The organism is Sporocytophaga myxococcoides DSM 11118 (assembly GCF_000426725.1).
Taxonomy (GTDB): Bacteria; Bacteroidota; Bacteroidia; order Cytophagales; family Cytophagaceae; genus Sporocytophaga; species Sporocytophaga myxococcoides.
Map to the genome: position 1 here is coordinate 79,515 of NZ_AUFX01000012.1, position 16,448 is coordinate 95,962.

Genomic DNA, 16,448 nt, shown 5'->3' on the forward strand with positions numbered 1-16,448 from the left:
ATGATCTGATAGTAGAGGATCGTTGTTTGAATAGAAATTTATAATAAGGTACTAAAGTCCCTTATTTTTTATCTATATTTATTTATAATATGCTGGCGGACACTCTTTAAACTATCCTACTGTGAATACTTATTCTGAAAAAACAAATCATAATAAAAGTCATTCATCAAACAATAAAGTTTCTCAAAAGGAAACCGGAATTATATCTACAACTCCCTTTGTAGATAACCGATCTGTGGCTATTGCACAAAGGAAAAGGCAAGAGGTGGCGGATAATAGTCCACAAGCAAGGCAAGCTATGCAATTACAAGTTATGGCTGATAATTATTCTGCTCAACAATACAAGCCAATCCAGAAGAAAGAAAATAAAACCGGTTTGCCTGATAATCTTAAATCAGGCATTGAAAACCTTTCCGGCTATTCAATGGATGATGTCAAGGTACATCGTAATTCAGATCAACCGGCTCAATTAAATGCTCTGGCTTATGCGCAAGGAAATGACATTCACCTGGGAGCGGGCCAGGAGAAGCATTTACCCCATGAGGCCTGGCATGTCGTGCAACAGAAACAAGGAAGAGTTCAGCCGACCATGCAGATGAAAGGCAACGTTGATATCAATGATGATGAGGGGTTGGAGAAGGAAGCGGATGTTATGGGTGCCAATGCTTTATCTGCAGGCCGAGGAGATGAAACATCGATCAAAAGAGGAGATATAAAAACCAGTCAGAAATCCATTCAAAGAAAAAGATCAAAAGATGATGACACTACAAAGGAGGACTTTAAGAAAAACTACCGGGGAAATGAGAAAAAGGATGGAGATACCGTTGATGTTGCAGAAGCCAATTATCAAAAAAGTCTTACATCCGGAAGGGATAAAATGAATGAAGCTGTAAAATGGTTTACAAATGCTTCTGATAAGAAAGCACGGATTGAAACATATGGAGGGACTTATCAAAGTGTTCTTGATGCGGGATACAAGGTATTCTGGTTTTTCCCGGATGAAGAATCTGTTACTATTTGCATGACACGTGGCACCATACGTAAAGGAAATAATGATGACAGTGGTAGTGATATTGAATATGATAGTGAGGGAGACAATGAAAATGGCAATGATAGTGAAAATGAGAGTGAAAACAATAAAGGAGAAATCGTAATTCTTGAGAGCCGGGAAGTCAGTGGTTATGCTCATTCAGATGTGTTTGAAGAAGATCAGGATTATTTGTATGCCAATACTTACAATGTTAAAACCGGAGAATTCCATGCCAGCATAAATTTCAGAGATCTGGATACAAAGCTTGCAAATAAAGAAAATTTGCCTGCGGCATTAAGTAATTCGGAAATCATCTGGTTTATGCAATCTCACGCTAAAGAGGTATATCGATTGAAATATCCGGAAGCTGGTGAGCTCTGTGCAGTTACATCCATAAGCAGGGAAGAAATCGGAAACACACAAACACTGGATACCATATTCATGGCTGACGAAAACAGAGTTGCATTTGTGGGTAATACCGTAACACTTAATGAACCTACGGACGAAGCCATTGCAATACTTGGTACGCCTAACGGCAACTCATCATTGTGGATGCTTATACAACATGAGAAATCAGGAGAAGTTGATATTGAATCTGTAGAGTTTGAGAGCGATCATATTAAAATCAATTATATGAGGGATAATGTGCAGAATGATTAAAAAATATCCTCATATAGGGGAATGCCGACTGACTTTATTTCGTTGTTAATGGACATCAGGTATTTGTATTCCTATTTAATACTTCTCAATATTATCAACATTAGGAATTGATTTATATAAAAGCCTTTCGAATGCCTGAGGTCCTATTTTCATTGGTCCTCTGTATGGATACATGAAAGCAATAATAAGAAACAGAACAAAACTTATCATCGCACATTGCAAAAGGGTTAATACAACATGTATGCGCATGGGTTTAATGATAAAGAAAAAGCCACTAAAGATTGAAATGAAGATACAGCAGAATATTACAATCCACATAGGTTCGGGAACGACGTCCTGACTGGATTTAAGCAATCTGTGCCGTCTTAGTTCAGAAGCTTTGATCAGAGTTTCAAGTAATATTTTTCTGATTTCTGCTTCCTCCTGGTTCTTCGTTTTTAACTTCAATACATATAACTGAAATTCATTTAAAATTTTGCTTACAGTAGTACCATCACCGCCATTCTCCATTTCCGGCCATGATACATCAATAGTAGTCTTTATAATTTGCTTTACATAGTTTTTGGTTTTAACACAATCCTGATATTCCAGACCTCTGGTGTTTCTATAAATATTTAAATAATTAGACATTTCTATCGTAATGTTTTCCTTTTCATCCTGATAGTTTTTCCACGTTTCAACTAAAACCATTGCTAATAGAAATCCAAGAACGGCCCCGTTAATGGTAAAGAAAGGAACAATAAATCTTGAAGTATTTAATTGCTTTTCTATCGAATGAAAGAACTTATGTACAATAAGTAAACCACTGATTGAAAGTATTGAGATTGAGAAAAAGATCAGTGCAAATAATATGAAGGGATTTAAGCCTGCCAGATAAAATGTCATAATTTAATTTGTGCGGAAGTTGTTGGTTATAGCTTAATAAGAGTTAAAGTAAAATTTTCATGGGCATTTAAAGTATACATTGAAAGTAGAGCCTTTGCCTACTTCGCTTTCAACTTCTATTTTACCTCCCGCATCATCTATAATTCTTTTAATTATATATAATCCTATTCCGGTTCCCTCTGTTTCTGTATTAAATCTTTTAAACATTTTAAATAGCTTAGCCTGCTTTAGATTTATTCCAATGCCATTATCAGATACAGATAGAATAGCATAATTATCTTTTTTATAGCACTTAATCCAAATCAAAGGTCTTCTCTGTGATCGGTATTTTATAGCGTTGCTTAACAAATTCATTACAATGCTTCTGATATCTTTCTTAGAAAACTCTATGGAGGGACAGTCGTCTAAGTTTAACCTTATTTCCGCATTACTTTTTTTAATTTGATCAAAGAGCTGTATTTGGACATCTTCAATTATCTCACTTAAGTTCTGAGGAGCAATATCATCTTTTTCCATTCTTTGCACCTTAGAAATTTCAGTTAGATCCAAGATAGTATTTTTTAATTTGGCAATGGATGTTTTGATCATCTCAATCAGCGCAATAATTTCCTTGTTACCGAAGGAGGACGCTGAAGTGACATCGTCAAGTATGGTTGTCAATCCTTCAATATTTGCTATAGGTGCTTTTAAATCATGTGATGCCGTATAGATAAAATTATCAAGGTCTGTGTTTATTTTTAAAAGGGTATCATTTTTTTCATTCAGATCTTTTGTGCGATCTTCCACTTTTTTTTCAAGTTCCAGATTTAGTTTATGCAGCAGATCTTCTGTCGCCATTAATTCTTCTGTAGTCTGTTGAAGCTCAATATTTGACTTGTTTAATTTGGCAAGATTTGTTTTTTGATCTGTTATATCATATGATACACCTAAGTATCCTTTAAAGTTTTTATCGACATCATAAAACGGACGTCCGGAACTTAAAATCCATCTCCATTGTCCATCATATCTTTTCATCCTGATTTCAATTTCGAAGTTAAGTTTATGCTTTGATGCATATTCATAAGCATTCGTTAACCGTTCGAAATCTTCTTTGGGAATGGAGGTTGACCAATCTTTTTTGAGCTCATCTTCCAGGCAAGTTCCGGAGAATTTAAGCCATGTCTTGTTATAATATTCAGGAATTCCTTCGCTATCGGTTCTCCAGATCAAAGCGGGGAAATCTTCTAAGATGGTTAGGTAAAAATCTCTGGATTGTTTTAATCTTTCTTCTGTTTGTTTTTTTTCAAGAAAAGTTCCTAACTGAATAGCAAGTGATGTTACTACTCGTGTAAAAATAATATCCTCTTCTTTGGATTCATTAAAGTAAAACATAAGGGATGCAAAAACTTCTCCTTCATGTGTAATTATAGGGACTCCTAATACACTCTTAAGTCCTACCTGTCGGGCAATTTCTTTTCTTTTAAATTCACTTTTCAAGGATGTTATATCAGGACTCCATACCGTTTTATTAAGAAAGACACTCCCTGTCATTCCTTCTCCAACCCTAAATGTAGACTGCCTGCTGACTTCAAAAAATGGCATAAATTTTTCTTCACTCATATACCATACAGGAGCATATTCAATCACGTGTTTTACTCTGTTCAAAACCCATGCTTCTCCGCAATTCCATCCTGCTTCCTGACAAATAAACTTTATAGTTAAACTTAATGCATTATTGAAATTATCAGCCTTGCTTATTGCAGCGGATATAGTCTGGAGGATTTCCATTTCCTTTAATACTTTATGTTTTTTAGAAATGTCCCTGATTATTCCTGCAAAAAAATATTTTTCTCCTTCCTTCCAGGCTGATAGAGAAAGCTCGATAGGAAACTCTATTTGTTTTTTATTTATAGCTGTTATTTCAAAAGTCTTTCCAATTAGTTTTGGTTGCCCGCTTGAGATAAATCTTTTTATTCCCGTTAAATGAGCTTTACGATGTTTTTCGGGCATAAGAATAGTTAGACTCTCCCCGATGATTTCCTCTTCCTGGTATCCGAATAATTCAATAGCCTTCTTGTTACAGTATAGTATAGTCGAGTTCTCATCTGCTACAAAGATGGAATCTGTCGCAGATTCAGCGATTGCTCTAAAACTATTTTCAGACAATTTAATCCGAGGCTCCTTGTTTTTCATGCGGTTCTATAGAAATGCCACTGATAAATTATTTTCGATATTATATAAAACAATTTTTCTTTTTTTTAATCATTCCGAAAATGTATGGCTAGGTATATGTTTATTCTATTAAAATAGAAAAGTTAAATCAATTGTTTTGAGCGTTGCTAAGGCGTTGTAACATATTGTGGTAGCAATACAAACAAAATGGATTGAATGTGATCTGATTTTATAAATGATGATTATGTTATAGGTAGGTGTTAGACTGCAAGCAAATTAATGATTTAAGTTAATCCTTTATCTTTGTTTAAGGGTTGAAATAGTATAAAGATTAAGGTTGGCAGGTCTCAATATAAAATTGTAATTACAAAAAGATAATTTTATACCTTTTTGATTCCTTTGGGGATTTTATCTGGGGCCATTTTACCCCAGATTTAGTATGTGTTTTCGTGTAAGTCCAATCTATTTCTTTAGCGCTTCCCGCACTTTAGGTGCTATTTTTGTACCGAAAATTTCTATCGATTTCATAAGTGATGTGTGCGAAGGCCCACCAACATCCATGTGTGCAGAGAACCGAGTGAGACCAAAGAGTTCGTGAGCCTCCAGGATTTTATCGATTGCTTCGGTGGCATCACCAATGATGAGGTGACCATTCTGCCCCCGGCCATAATCGAATTGACTGCGTGTAAATGGCTGCCAGCCTCGCGTGCGACCAATTCGGTTCATCTGGTCCGAATAGACAGGGTAGTATTCATCGGCTATTTTTTTACTATCATCTCCAAAGAAACAATGCATATGCACGCCAACTTTAAATTTGGCCATATCATGATTATAGTGCTGATATACATCTTGATAATACTGGAATAATGGTTGAAACTGTGCAGGGTTGCCTCCGATGATTGCAAAGATTACAGGCAAGCCGGCCTTACCTGCTCTTAGAACTGATTCTGGTGTTCCACCCACTGCTACCCATATCTTAAGCTCATTATCTACCGCACGTGGTAAAACTTCCTGGTTATTTAATGCAGCTCTGTATTTTCCTTTCCAGGTGATAGGATTCTGTTTGTTTATATTCACCAGTAGATCAAGCTTTTCTTCAAACAAGCCATTATAGTCTTTGAGATCATATCCATAAATGGGAAAGGATTCGATAAAGCTTCCTCTTCCTGCAGTGATTTCTGCACGCCCATTGCTTATCTGATCGATGGTAGCAAAGCTTTGATAGATCCTCACCGGATCGGAAGAGCTGAGTACTGTCACTGCACTGCCTAATTTAATATGCTTGGTAACGGTGGCTGCTGCAGCTAATACAATTTCAGGTACAGATACCGCATAATCAGGACGGTGATGTTCCCCAATGCCAAAGAAGTCCAGGCCAACCTCATCCATCAATTTTATCTCCTCGATCAGTTCACGCAAGCGCTCACCTGAGGGTAGCGGTTGCTCATTCTGATCATAATGATTGTCTCCAAACATTCCTATACCAAGTTCCATATGTAGTAATTCTCTTTTTGTAAAGATAGGAAAAGAACGACTTAGTGGTAGTACATGTTTGGAACTTACTTGTATATTTTATTAGTTAGAGGAGCAGTTTTCCTTGATTTCCAATGTTTAACTTAGGAGTAGGTTTAAGGTTTAAATTCAATCAATTCACTTGTTTTCCAGCCCAACCTATGTGAAATCACATACAGTGTTTCTCCTTTTTTTAATTGAAATGGCTTAGTATAGATTTTCCATTGATCCGATGGTTTTGTTTTATAACCTATAGAAGCTCCTTTTGTACTGGTTGTCAGAGTAACTTTATTTTTCACCAAATTTATCTGTGGCTTTTCTGCCTGCGGTTGTTGCAAGTTAGGCCAAAAAGTTTTAGCAATATCAGATTCGGAAGTAAAACCAAGATCTCCTGTTTCCCTGATCCATAGATCAAGAGCACCTCTTAATTCAATAAGTTTGGCTTGATGTTCAGCACTGCCAGCTATATTATTTATTTCGTAAGGATCATTCTTTGTATCATATAATTCTTCTGGTGGCTTGGTCTTTCTCATAAGCGCCGCTTGAACCGGGTTCAGTTTTCCCAAACTATCTAATCTGTACAACTCTTTAACACCTTCTTGTGATTTTCTATAAGTAAGATTAAGGAACTGTGGTTTCTGAGGCTGGTAATTTCGTATGTATTTATACCTCCCGTCACTTGTGGCCCTTAGCAGGTCTATCGACTCATCAAATCTATCCGCAGAGAAGTACACATACTTTCTTTTATTTGCTTCATTGTTTGCAAATATGTTTCTTCCATGGATATTAGGAGGAGTGGGAATATTATAAAAAGATAAAATGGTTGGTCCCAGATCCATTAGATAAACCAGATCATTGTTTATGGTGCCTGCCTGGCGCTTATCAGGGAAACGTATTAAAAGAGGAACACTCACTCCTGAATTATGCAAACTCCTTTTACTGCGGGGAAGACCATTGCCATGATCTCCTGAAAGTATGATAATAGTATTCTTCAGTAATCCATTTTTTTCAAGTGTATCAAGGATTTTTCCGATAATGACATCACAGTATTTTAAGTTATTATATTGAGTTGCCCAATCCAGTTTATTTGTCACTGTCTGTGGCAGATAGGGCGGGACAATTACTTTGGAAGTATCTACAGACAATGGAATATTTTGTCTTCCCCATCCCCAGATTTGAGATTCATGCGTTTCCCAGAAATTGATTTGCTTAAAGAAAGGCTTGTCTTTAGGGAAACTAAACCTGTCTGTTGAATCATTTGCAGGATATACATCCCAGGTTAAAGGCGATGCTGCAAACTGATAATCTGACTTTTTGCTTGAAACGGTATAAACTCCATTTTCTCTAAGTATATCCGGGAAACATCTAACATAGTCAGGGGGTACCACTTCATAGTTCGGAATATTGGGATATTTGTTTTGTGCCTGTATGCGCATGTTGTGCGATCCGATAGAAGTCGGATACATTCCTGTGATGATACTTGATCTGGTCGGTGCACATACAGGAACAGTTGTAAAGGCTTTCTTAAAAACTATGCCTTCTTTTGCTATGCGATCGATATTGGGCGTGGAGATTGTCTTGTCTCCGTAAGCAGAGAATATAGGACTTAAATCTTCAAAGTCCAGCCATATGACATTCGTTGAAGTTTGTGAGAATGAAACATGTATTATATTTAGAAAAAGTATTTTGAACAGAATAGTTCTAATTGTGCTTTTCATTTGAGATAAAATTTTTTGTTCTTTGAAATTGGAAGATTAATTCAAGGTTTTATTGCATGCTATTGAGGTAAACTTCTCGTATATATGAAGATTGAGTTGCGATAAGCAAAGCATGAATGTTTACAGCCCTTCTATTAGGATTATCAAAACCAAAAGAACAAAAAAAATGACTTTGAATAAAGTTATTTAAAGAAATGCCGGAATGGATACCAGTATGGGCAGAGGCATTGTAATCTTTATATCTGTCAAAAGGAAGTTGCAATATTTTATACGGTAATTAAAGTACAGAAAAACAATGCCATAGGCCTTGTTCCAAAGAGAAATATTTTGTTATTTAGTTCAGTTTTTAAATGGATTTTTATGTCTTCTTATAACATACTTACAACTTTTGCAGGACTTCACCTTAAGAAGAAATTAATGTATGCAGGTTCATTGAATCTTATGGCATTAAATATTGCATTGATCATTTTTGTTGAAGTGGATGATAACTTCAGACTTCTTTGTATCTGCAATGCTTTATTTTGGATCGCAAATCTTGTCTACAATCATTTTTCAAAGAATGTTGATCATCCATATGTCGCTATGACAATTTATGGCCTGTTGAGCATATTTGTCCATGCTTATTTAAAAGGAGGTTTTTACAGTTCATATATGTTTTGGCTTCCGCTTATGAGTTTGGGCATGAGTATTTTCCTCAATAAATTTTACGCGATCCTTTGTATTGTTTTCAGTACGATAACTTATACCTTATTTCTTTACCTGCAGCTTTCCGGTAAAGCAGACTTTCAGGAAGAGTTAAAGCAAGTTCCGCCATTATTGGATTATATAAATTTCATGAGTGTATTGGTAATGCTATGCCTGATACATTATTTCTTTTTCACTAAAGAAAATCTGGACCTGATCTGGAAGCGTGAAAGTGAAATGAAAGTGGGTGATCTGCAATCCAAGCTTAGTCAAAAGGAAACAGAAGTAGAGAAAATGAGGACGAATATGGCTCAGGATTTTCATGATGAAATGGGTAATAAACTTGCAAGTATTTCAATTCTTACACAAAGTCTTGATCTTAAACTTAGGCAAGAGCTGTCTAGGACTTCGGTTGAAGAGTTTAAAATACTTGAAATAATTCATCAGACAGTATTGGAGGTATATGACGGAACAAAAGATTTTATCTGGTCTGTAGATCACAGAAGCGATTATCTTCTTGAGCTTTTTATTTATGTGAGAGAATTTGGTGAACGCTTTTTTAATAATCTGGAGATCAACTTTAAGTCCGAGTACAATGCTGATACATCTATTCCATATAGATTGCCGCCATTATGTGGAAGGCAGTTGATTCTTGTATGTAAAGAAATAATGACTAATGCTGCAAAGCATTCAAAGTGTCAGGAATTTACTTTAAAGATAGATGTGGCCTCCGATACACTTAGAATTATCTTCAGTGATAATGGAACAGGATTTGACCAAAATTATATTAAGCGCAGAAACGGATTGAGGAATATTGAAGAAAGATCTATTTCATTCTGTAAAAATTTTTCGATGGAATCGTCACCATCAGGAACAAGATATTCTTTATTCCTGGATATTATTTCAAGTGAGACTACCCATATAGGGTAGTTTGCAATTTTAAATCATATTATAATTTTCAAGAATGAAATCAGTAGTAATAATAGAAGATAATGTAAATTTTGTAAAGGGCTTTGAATTCCTCATAAATTTCACTGATAAGTTTAAAGTGATAAGTGTATTTAACTCATGTGAAGATGCCTTAGTTGAAATCAAGGCTTTGAACCCTGATATTGTGCTGATGGATGTTGATTTACCCGGAATGAGTGGAATTGAAGGCACAAGGAAAATCAAACAGCTTATACCTTCTGTTGAAATACTCGTTGTCACTGTTTTTGAAAACAGTGAAAAAGTTTTTGCTTCTCTTGAAGCCGGGGCAAGCGGATACATTACAAAAAACAGCGGAACGAGACAAATTCTGGATGCACTGGAAGAGTTGCTGATGGGAGGAGCTCCTATGAGTGCAAATATAGCAAGAATGGTAGTTCATTCATTTAAAAGAAAGCTAAAGCCGGAGTTGCTTACAGAAAGAGAATCTGAGATTCTCCAGTTTCTGTCCATTGGTAAAAGTTATAAAACAATTGCTGCGGAACTTAACATAAGTCTAGATACAGTGAAGTTCCACATCAAAAATATCTACATAAAGCTGCAAGTTTCGAATAAGGAGGATGCGATTGCAGAAGCAAGAAAAAATAACTGGGTTTAATCTTCCGAATTCATTTTTTATTTATACCTGACTACCATTCTCGGGTAGTACAATCGGACTTTTCTGTACCTACCTTTGATCTAAATCAGATTAATATAAAAGTTATAGCAGTTCTATGATAGTGCGTTATGTGGTTTTTTTTACATGCATATTTAATATTTTTTTTGAGAGATTTTCTTTTTGTTTAGTTCCGAATTTTTGATCAGTGATCTGCAATACAAGCAATGCGTTTACTTGGTAGATTAAGGCAAATATTTTTCCTGGGGCCGCTTTACTTGAAAAGTAAACGTTTATGCCTTCTACCATTGCGGCACTATGCAGCTTTTTTTATATGCGATTGTCACTGACTCTGACATTTCTTTTTTTGAGATTTGATTTGCAAAATGACATTTATAGATCCTTGCTTTTTATCTATAATGTCTGAAATCCCAAGCTAAAATTTTAAACTTAATTTTTTAAAACACTAAAATGAAAAAAAGATTTTTACCACTATTAATGCTTTGTATGGCAGCATTTACAAGCAGCCAGGCGACGATGTATTATGCAGGTACCCCTTTGAATAACACAAGAGATTCAAGTAAGCCATTAGGCAAACATCCAAGTAATCCTTATGGACTTCAGGCTGGGGTTAATGCAACAAATGCTGGTGACACCTTGTTCATCATGGGAGGAACTTATACAGGAGCTTCTGATACTTCTCCCTTAATGAAAATTAATAAAGCCGGCACCGCAGCTGATCCTATTGTTATTATTAATTATCCGGGACATACACCGATTTTAAAATCCGCTAGTACAGGATCATGGAGTTTGATTAAGATTTATACAAGTGAAAGTAATAAAGCTGTAAATCCTGCTTATATTACAATCAAAGGACTTACACTTCAAGGGAACAATGGTAGTGTCAGTCCTACAGATCCAGCGCTTGAAACTCAAACCAAGACTACTGCACCTGCTAAGTTTAATGGTGTTGGAATTTTAATTACAGGCCCTTTTGCATGGGATCAGGAGATTGATGGACTCGATAAATACAATATCCCACATCACATTACTGTTGTTGATTGCAATGTATCAGATTTCCCTTCAGCAGGAATTTCCGTTATGAGAGCCGACTACATTACAGTAGAAGCTTGTGCGGTGTATAATAATTGCTGGTACACATATTATGGTACATCAGGGATAAACTTCTATCAGGCTACCCTTTACATTGAGAATGCTCCTGTTAACGCCAATGAAGCGAGGATCAGAGTTACGAGAAATAAAGTTTATGGAAATGATCTGAGAGTGGCTAATCAGGAGTTTGGTCAAAGATGGGATGGCAATGGAATAATTATTGACAATTTTAATCACAACCAGGACCTTTCTGATGGCAGAGGACCTTATAGCTATCCTAGCTATGCAGGAAAAACTGAAGTCTCCAATAATGCCATATATAACAATGGTGGAGCAGGAGTAAAGGTATATACATCTGATAATGTAGATATTTATAATAATTCATTTTACAATAATCAGGTAAATCCGTATGCGGACAATGCAGATCTTTATGTAAATGCTATTGTTAATTTAAATGTTAAAAACAACGTATTTTCAGGGGCTAATATGGAGTTAGTACATTATAACCTGTCGAATGCGGTTTTTAGCAATAACATATTTACTAAAGCTAGTTCTATATCAGGAATTACTTGTAGCTCTTGCATTATTGCAGATCCTCAATACGTGGATCCGGGAATTCTGGGGACTTCAAACTTCAGAGTTCAACCAACAAGTCCGGCAATAGATAATGCTGAAAGAATTGCATCTATAACTGTAGACAGACCTTACAATTCAAGAACTGCATATGGGCCTATGGATATTGGAGCTTATGAATATCCTGTCAATCTGAGAAATCTTACAGCGGATGGAAGTCTGGCAACTGCTCTTAAATTTGACGGTGTTGATGACTATGTGACCTCTTTGTACAATACTGGATTTAATGGTCTTGGTACAGCTAATTTTACTATAGAGGCTAGAATTAAAGCAAGTCCGACAACAGGGAATTTACCTACGATAGTGTCAAACAGAACAACAGGAAGCAACGGTGCTATACTATATATTAATAAACTTGATAATGGAAAATTGTATCTAAATATCCAGGGAATCAATTTTGTTGGTGGCAATCAGAACTTATTGGATAATAATTGCCATCACGTTGCAGTTGTGAGAAATGGTTCCACTTTGAAGTTTTTTGTTGATGGAGCTTTAACAGCTACAAGAAGCATAAGTGCAAGTATTATAGGTGGGGGATTGACAAGAATCGGCCATGATGCACCACTTCTGGCTTCTGGTTATTTTAATGGAGAAATAAGTGAGGTTCGTTTGTGGTATAGAGCTTGTTTAGATTCTGAGATAGCTTCGAATGCTAATAAATCCCTTTATGATGCTGGAACATTTCAGCCATCAGGAGATCTGAGCGAATATTGGAGGCTTAATGAGGGAAATGGGCAAACTGCTTTCAGCGCTCTTGTAAGAGGAAGCGGGCATTGTGTTTTGGGTGCAACATCAGCGATTGAATCTACAGATCCTCAATGGGTATCAAGCTGCACTTCTATTCCGAAAAAATATGGTTCATCATTTGAAAACCCTATTAGAATAGGTACCCTGAGCTCAGGTTCTGTTTATAAAGACACACGTAGCAATGTATCAGGAAGCGGATATGATAATGATTTCGGATATAACAATGACGATATTTTTTATACATTTACCATAGCTCAGAAATCGCAAGTAAAGATCACCAATTGTGGTTCAGGAATATCAGATTCTTACTTATTCCTGATAAACACTCAAAAGGAAATTATTACCACTGATGACGATGGTGCTCCTTGCGGAGGTAATAAAGCAGAATTGAATTATGTGCTGAATGCAGGAACATATTATGTTGCTACAGAAGGATATGGCTCGACAACAGGCAGTATTACAACAACGATAGAAGCTGCGGCGTCTAACTTGCCGGCAGATTTTACAAGAAAGGCTGCATTTAATGAGTCTGCTGATTCAAAAGAAAACATTTCAACAGAGACTGCTTTACCTATAGAAGTGCTTGCATTTCCAAATCCTATTTCGTCAGGAGATTTAAATTTTGGTCGTAATGTTGAAAAATATTCAATGACAGATATTACTGGCACTGAAGTTTCCAGCGGTGAGAATGTTGATCATATAAATGTAGATACTCTTCCTAAAGGAGTATATTTTATAAACATGGATGGCAAAATCCAAAAAGTTATAGTTCAATAAGTAATTATTACAGGAGCTGTACTGTTTCATATAGCTCCTGTTTTATCAATGCTTATGAACTCCAATTCATATTCTATAGATTTTTCAATGCTATGGGATAAATTTTTTACCCAACTAATAAACATTAAAATGAAAAAGAGATTTTTACCGCTATTAATGCTGTGTATGGCAGCATTTACAAGCAGCCAGGCAACCATGTACTATGCAGGTACACCTTTAAATAACACAAGGGATTCAAGTAAGCCATTAGGCAAGCATCCTAATAATCCTTATAGCAGTCTGCAGCAAGGAGTGAATAACGTAGTTGCGGGCGATACCTTATTTATTATGGGAGGTACTTATACGGGCGCTTCTGATACTTCGCCATTAATGAAAATTAACAAGGCTGGTACAGCTGCAGATCCTATTGTTATTATTAATTATCCTGGGCATTCACCTGTTTTAAAATCAGCTGCTACGGGTTCATGGAGTCTAATCAAAATTTATACGAGTGAAAGTAATAAAACAGTAAATCCGTCTTATATTACTATTAAAGGACTTACGCTACAGGGGAATAATGGTAGCGTGAATCCTACTGATCCGGCTCTAGAGGCACAAACAAAAGCAACTGCACCTGCAAAGTTTAACGGAGTGGGAATTCTGATCACCGGTCCTTTTGCGTGGGATGGCGAGATAGACGGGCTTGACCAATATAATATCCCACACCACATTACAGTCGTTGATTGCATAGTATCGGATTTTCCTTCATCCGGAATATCTGTTATGAGAGCAGATTATGTTACAGTTGAGGCCTGTGAAGTATATAATAACTGCTGGTATACATATTATGGTACTTCGGGAATCAACTTCTATCAGGCAACTTTATTTGCTGCGAATACACCGGTGAATGCAAATGAAGCAAGAATTAGAGTTACAAGAAATAAAGTATATGGTAATGATTTGCGTGTAGCTAATCAGGAGTTTGGTCAAAGATGGGATGGCAATGGAATCATTATTGACAATTTTAATCACAATCAGGACTTGCAAGATGGCAGAGGTCCCTACGTGTATCCTTCGTATGCTGGCAAAACTGAGGTATCCAATAACGTTGCATTTAACAATGGAGGGGCTGGAGTAAAAGTATATACTTCTGATAATTTGGATATTTATAACAATTCATTCTATAACAATCAAGCAAACCATTATGCAGCGAATGCTGACCTTGATTTAAACGTTATCACTAATGTGATTGTCAAAAATAATGTTGTTTCAGGTATATTCAAGGAACTGAATGCCGGAGGACTTACAAATGCGGTATTTAGCAATAACCTTTTCTCCAATGCCAACTCAATTTCCGGAATTACTTGTAAGTCATGTATTATTGCTGATCCTCAGTTTGAAGCACCAGGTATATTGGGCTCATCAAATTTCCGTATGAAATCAACGAGTCCTGCAATCAATAGTGCTGAAAGAATATCTACCATTACAGTTGATAGACCTTATATTTCAAGAACGGCTTATGGACCAATGGACATGGGTGCATACGAGTACCCTGCCAATCCATTGAACCTTTCTGCTGATGGTATTTCAACTAATGCATTGAAATTTGATGGCGTTGATGACTATGCTAAAATTACTACTAATCATTTATGGAATTGGGGTACTTACGATTTCACGGTAGAAGCAAGAATAAAAGCAAGTAGTTCAAGTAGTATGCAATATCCTGCTATAATATCTACCAGAACAACAGGAAACAATGGATTCAAATTATACTTAAATTCTACTGACGGAAAATTGAATTTGAATCTTCAGGGCATTAACTATACTGCTAATGGCCCGAATCTCAAGGATAATAATTGCCATCATATTGCAGTAGTAAGACAAGGATCTGCTTTGAGATTTTATATAGACGGAGTTTTGACAAATCAGACTACAACATCCTATAGTATTGTTGGAGGTGGTGATGTACGGATAGGTCATGATGCAGGAAATCCTAACGCTACTTATTTTAAAGGTGAAATCGGCGAGATAAGATTCTGGGGTATACCACGAACTGCATCCGAAATTTCAGCGAATATGAATAAATCACAATATGCAGAAAGGACTTATTATGGATATACTACTGGTTTGGAGTTTTATTTCAGGCTTAATGAAGGAACTGGTCAAACTTTATTCCACAGTGTTGCTGGAACAGATTTTAACTATGGTACTTTAGGTGGATCTTCTGCTGGTGAATCCAGCGATCCTGTTTGGGTAAGCAGTTGTGTCGGTATTCCTAAAAAGTATGGATCATCTTTTGAAAACCCGGTAAGTATCGGAGTTTTGAATCCTTGTACCACTTACAACAATACTTTGAATACGACATCTAATGGGTATGATAATGATATAGGAGATGCAAGTGATGATGTTTATTATTCATTTACATTAAATCAGAAATCAAATGTTGTAATCCATCAGTGCAGCTCAGCCATTTCAGATGTCAATCTCCGGCTGTTATATTCGGATAAAGCTGTTTTGGCTAACACAGTGACCTACTTCCCATGGTGTTCTATTCCTGCAAATGCAGGCGTGGAGTATGTTTTGAATCCTGGAACTTATTATGTAGTTTCAGAAGGTTCGGGAACTCTGACGGGAAACATTACAACAACAATTACATCTACAGCTTCTTCATCATATCCAAGTTTTCCTGATCTAAGGACGGCTTCTGGGTCTATTGGGATGGATTCCGATGTCGAAAACAATGTATTTGACAATCTTTCAGATACAAAAGTTTATCCAAACCCGGTTGCTTCAGATGTATTGTATTTCGGATTAACTGCGGAGACTTTCGTTCTAACTGATCTTACCGGGTCAGTTATAGCTGAAGGTGCAAATTCAGACCATCTTTTTGTTGATCAACTCCCATCGGGTGTTTACGTCATAAATATTGATGGTAAAATTCAGAAAGTAATAATTCAATAAGAGTATATTTTGTGGG

9 protein-coding genes are annotated in these 16,448 nt (G+C 36.2%); 5 read left to right on the forward strand and 4 right to left on the reverse strand.

Annotated elements, in window-relative coordinates; genetic code table 11:
* The first annotated feature begins 121 nt into the window (after positions 1–121).
* Positions 122–1,690, forward strand: coding sequence for an eCIS core domain-containing protein (locus tag K350_RS32035; protein ID WP_211236757.1), 1,569 nt, complete (start codon positions 122–124; stop codon positions 1,688–1,690).
* Positions 1,691–1,765: 75 nt separating this feature from the next.
* Here the strand turns inward: K350_RS32035 and K350_RS0115690 are convergent, their stop codons facing one another.
* The 4 genes from K350_RS0115690 to K350_RS29085 form a co-directional block, all read right to left on the reverse strand.
* Positions 1,766–2,575, reverse strand: coding sequence for a bestrophin-like domain (locus tag K350_RS0115690; RefSeq protein WP_028980717.1), 810 nt, complete (start codon positions 2,573–2,575; stop codon positions 1,766–1,768).
* A gap of 57 nt (positions 2,576–2,632) precedes the next feature.
* Positions 2,633–4,747, reverse strand: coding sequence for a PAS domain S-box protein (locus K350_RS31360; RefSeq protein WP_051313191.1), 2,115 nt, complete (start codon positions 4,745–4,747; stop codon positions 2,633–2,635).
* Positions 4,748–5,188: 441 nt separating this feature from the next.
* A complete protein-coding gene (locus tag K350_RS0115700) occupies positions 5,189–6,220 on the reverse strand; it encodes an LLM class flavin-dependent oxidoreductase (protein WP_028980718.1) in 1,032 nt (343 codons plus the stop codon).
* 134 nt (positions 6,221–6,354) lie between these two features.
* Positions 6,355–7,956, reverse strand: a complete 1,602-nt coding sequence (locus K350_RS29085; RefSeq protein WP_051313192.1) for a sulfatase-like hydrolase/transferase — start codon at positions 7,954–7,956, stop codon at positions 6,355–6,357.
* A 360-nt stretch (positions 7,957–8,316) separates the two neighbouring features.
* On the opposite strand from K350_RS29085, the gene K350_RS0115710 reads away from it, so the two are divergent.
* The 4 genes from K350_RS0115710 to K350_RS0115735 all read left to right on the forward strand — a co-directional run bounded on the left by K350_RS0115710 (position 8,317) and on the right by K350_RS0115735 (position 16,432).
* Positions 8,317–9,570 carry a sensor histidine kinase gene (locus K350_RS0115710; RefSeq protein WP_028980719.1) on the forward strand — a complete coding sequence of 418 codons (1,254 nt, stop codon included), beginning with the start codon at positions 8,317–8,319 and terminating at the stop codon, positions 9,568–9,570.
* A gap of 34 nt (positions 9,571–9,604) precedes the next feature.
* On the forward strand, positions 9,605–10,225 hold the full coding sequence (locus K350_RS0115715) for a response regulator (protein WP_028980720.1): 621 nt from the start codon (positions 9,605–9,607) through the stop codon (positions 10,223–10,225).
* A 468-nt stretch (positions 10,226–10,693) separates the two neighbouring features.
* Positions 10,694–13,492 carry a LamG-like jellyroll fold domain-containing protein gene (locus K350_RS0115725; protein WP_081671031.1) on the forward strand — a complete coding sequence of 933 codons (2,799 nt, stop codon included), beginning with the start codon at positions 10,694–10,696 and terminating at the stop codon, positions 13,490–13,492.
* 129 nt (positions 13,493–13,621) lie between these two features.
* Positions 13,622–16,432, forward strand: coding sequence for a LamG-like jellyroll fold domain-containing protein (locus K350_RS0115735; RefSeq protein WP_162144184.1), 2,811 nt, complete (start codon positions 13,622–13,624; stop codon positions 16,430–16,432).
* The last annotated feature ends 16 nt before the right edge of the window (positions 16,433–16,448 follow it).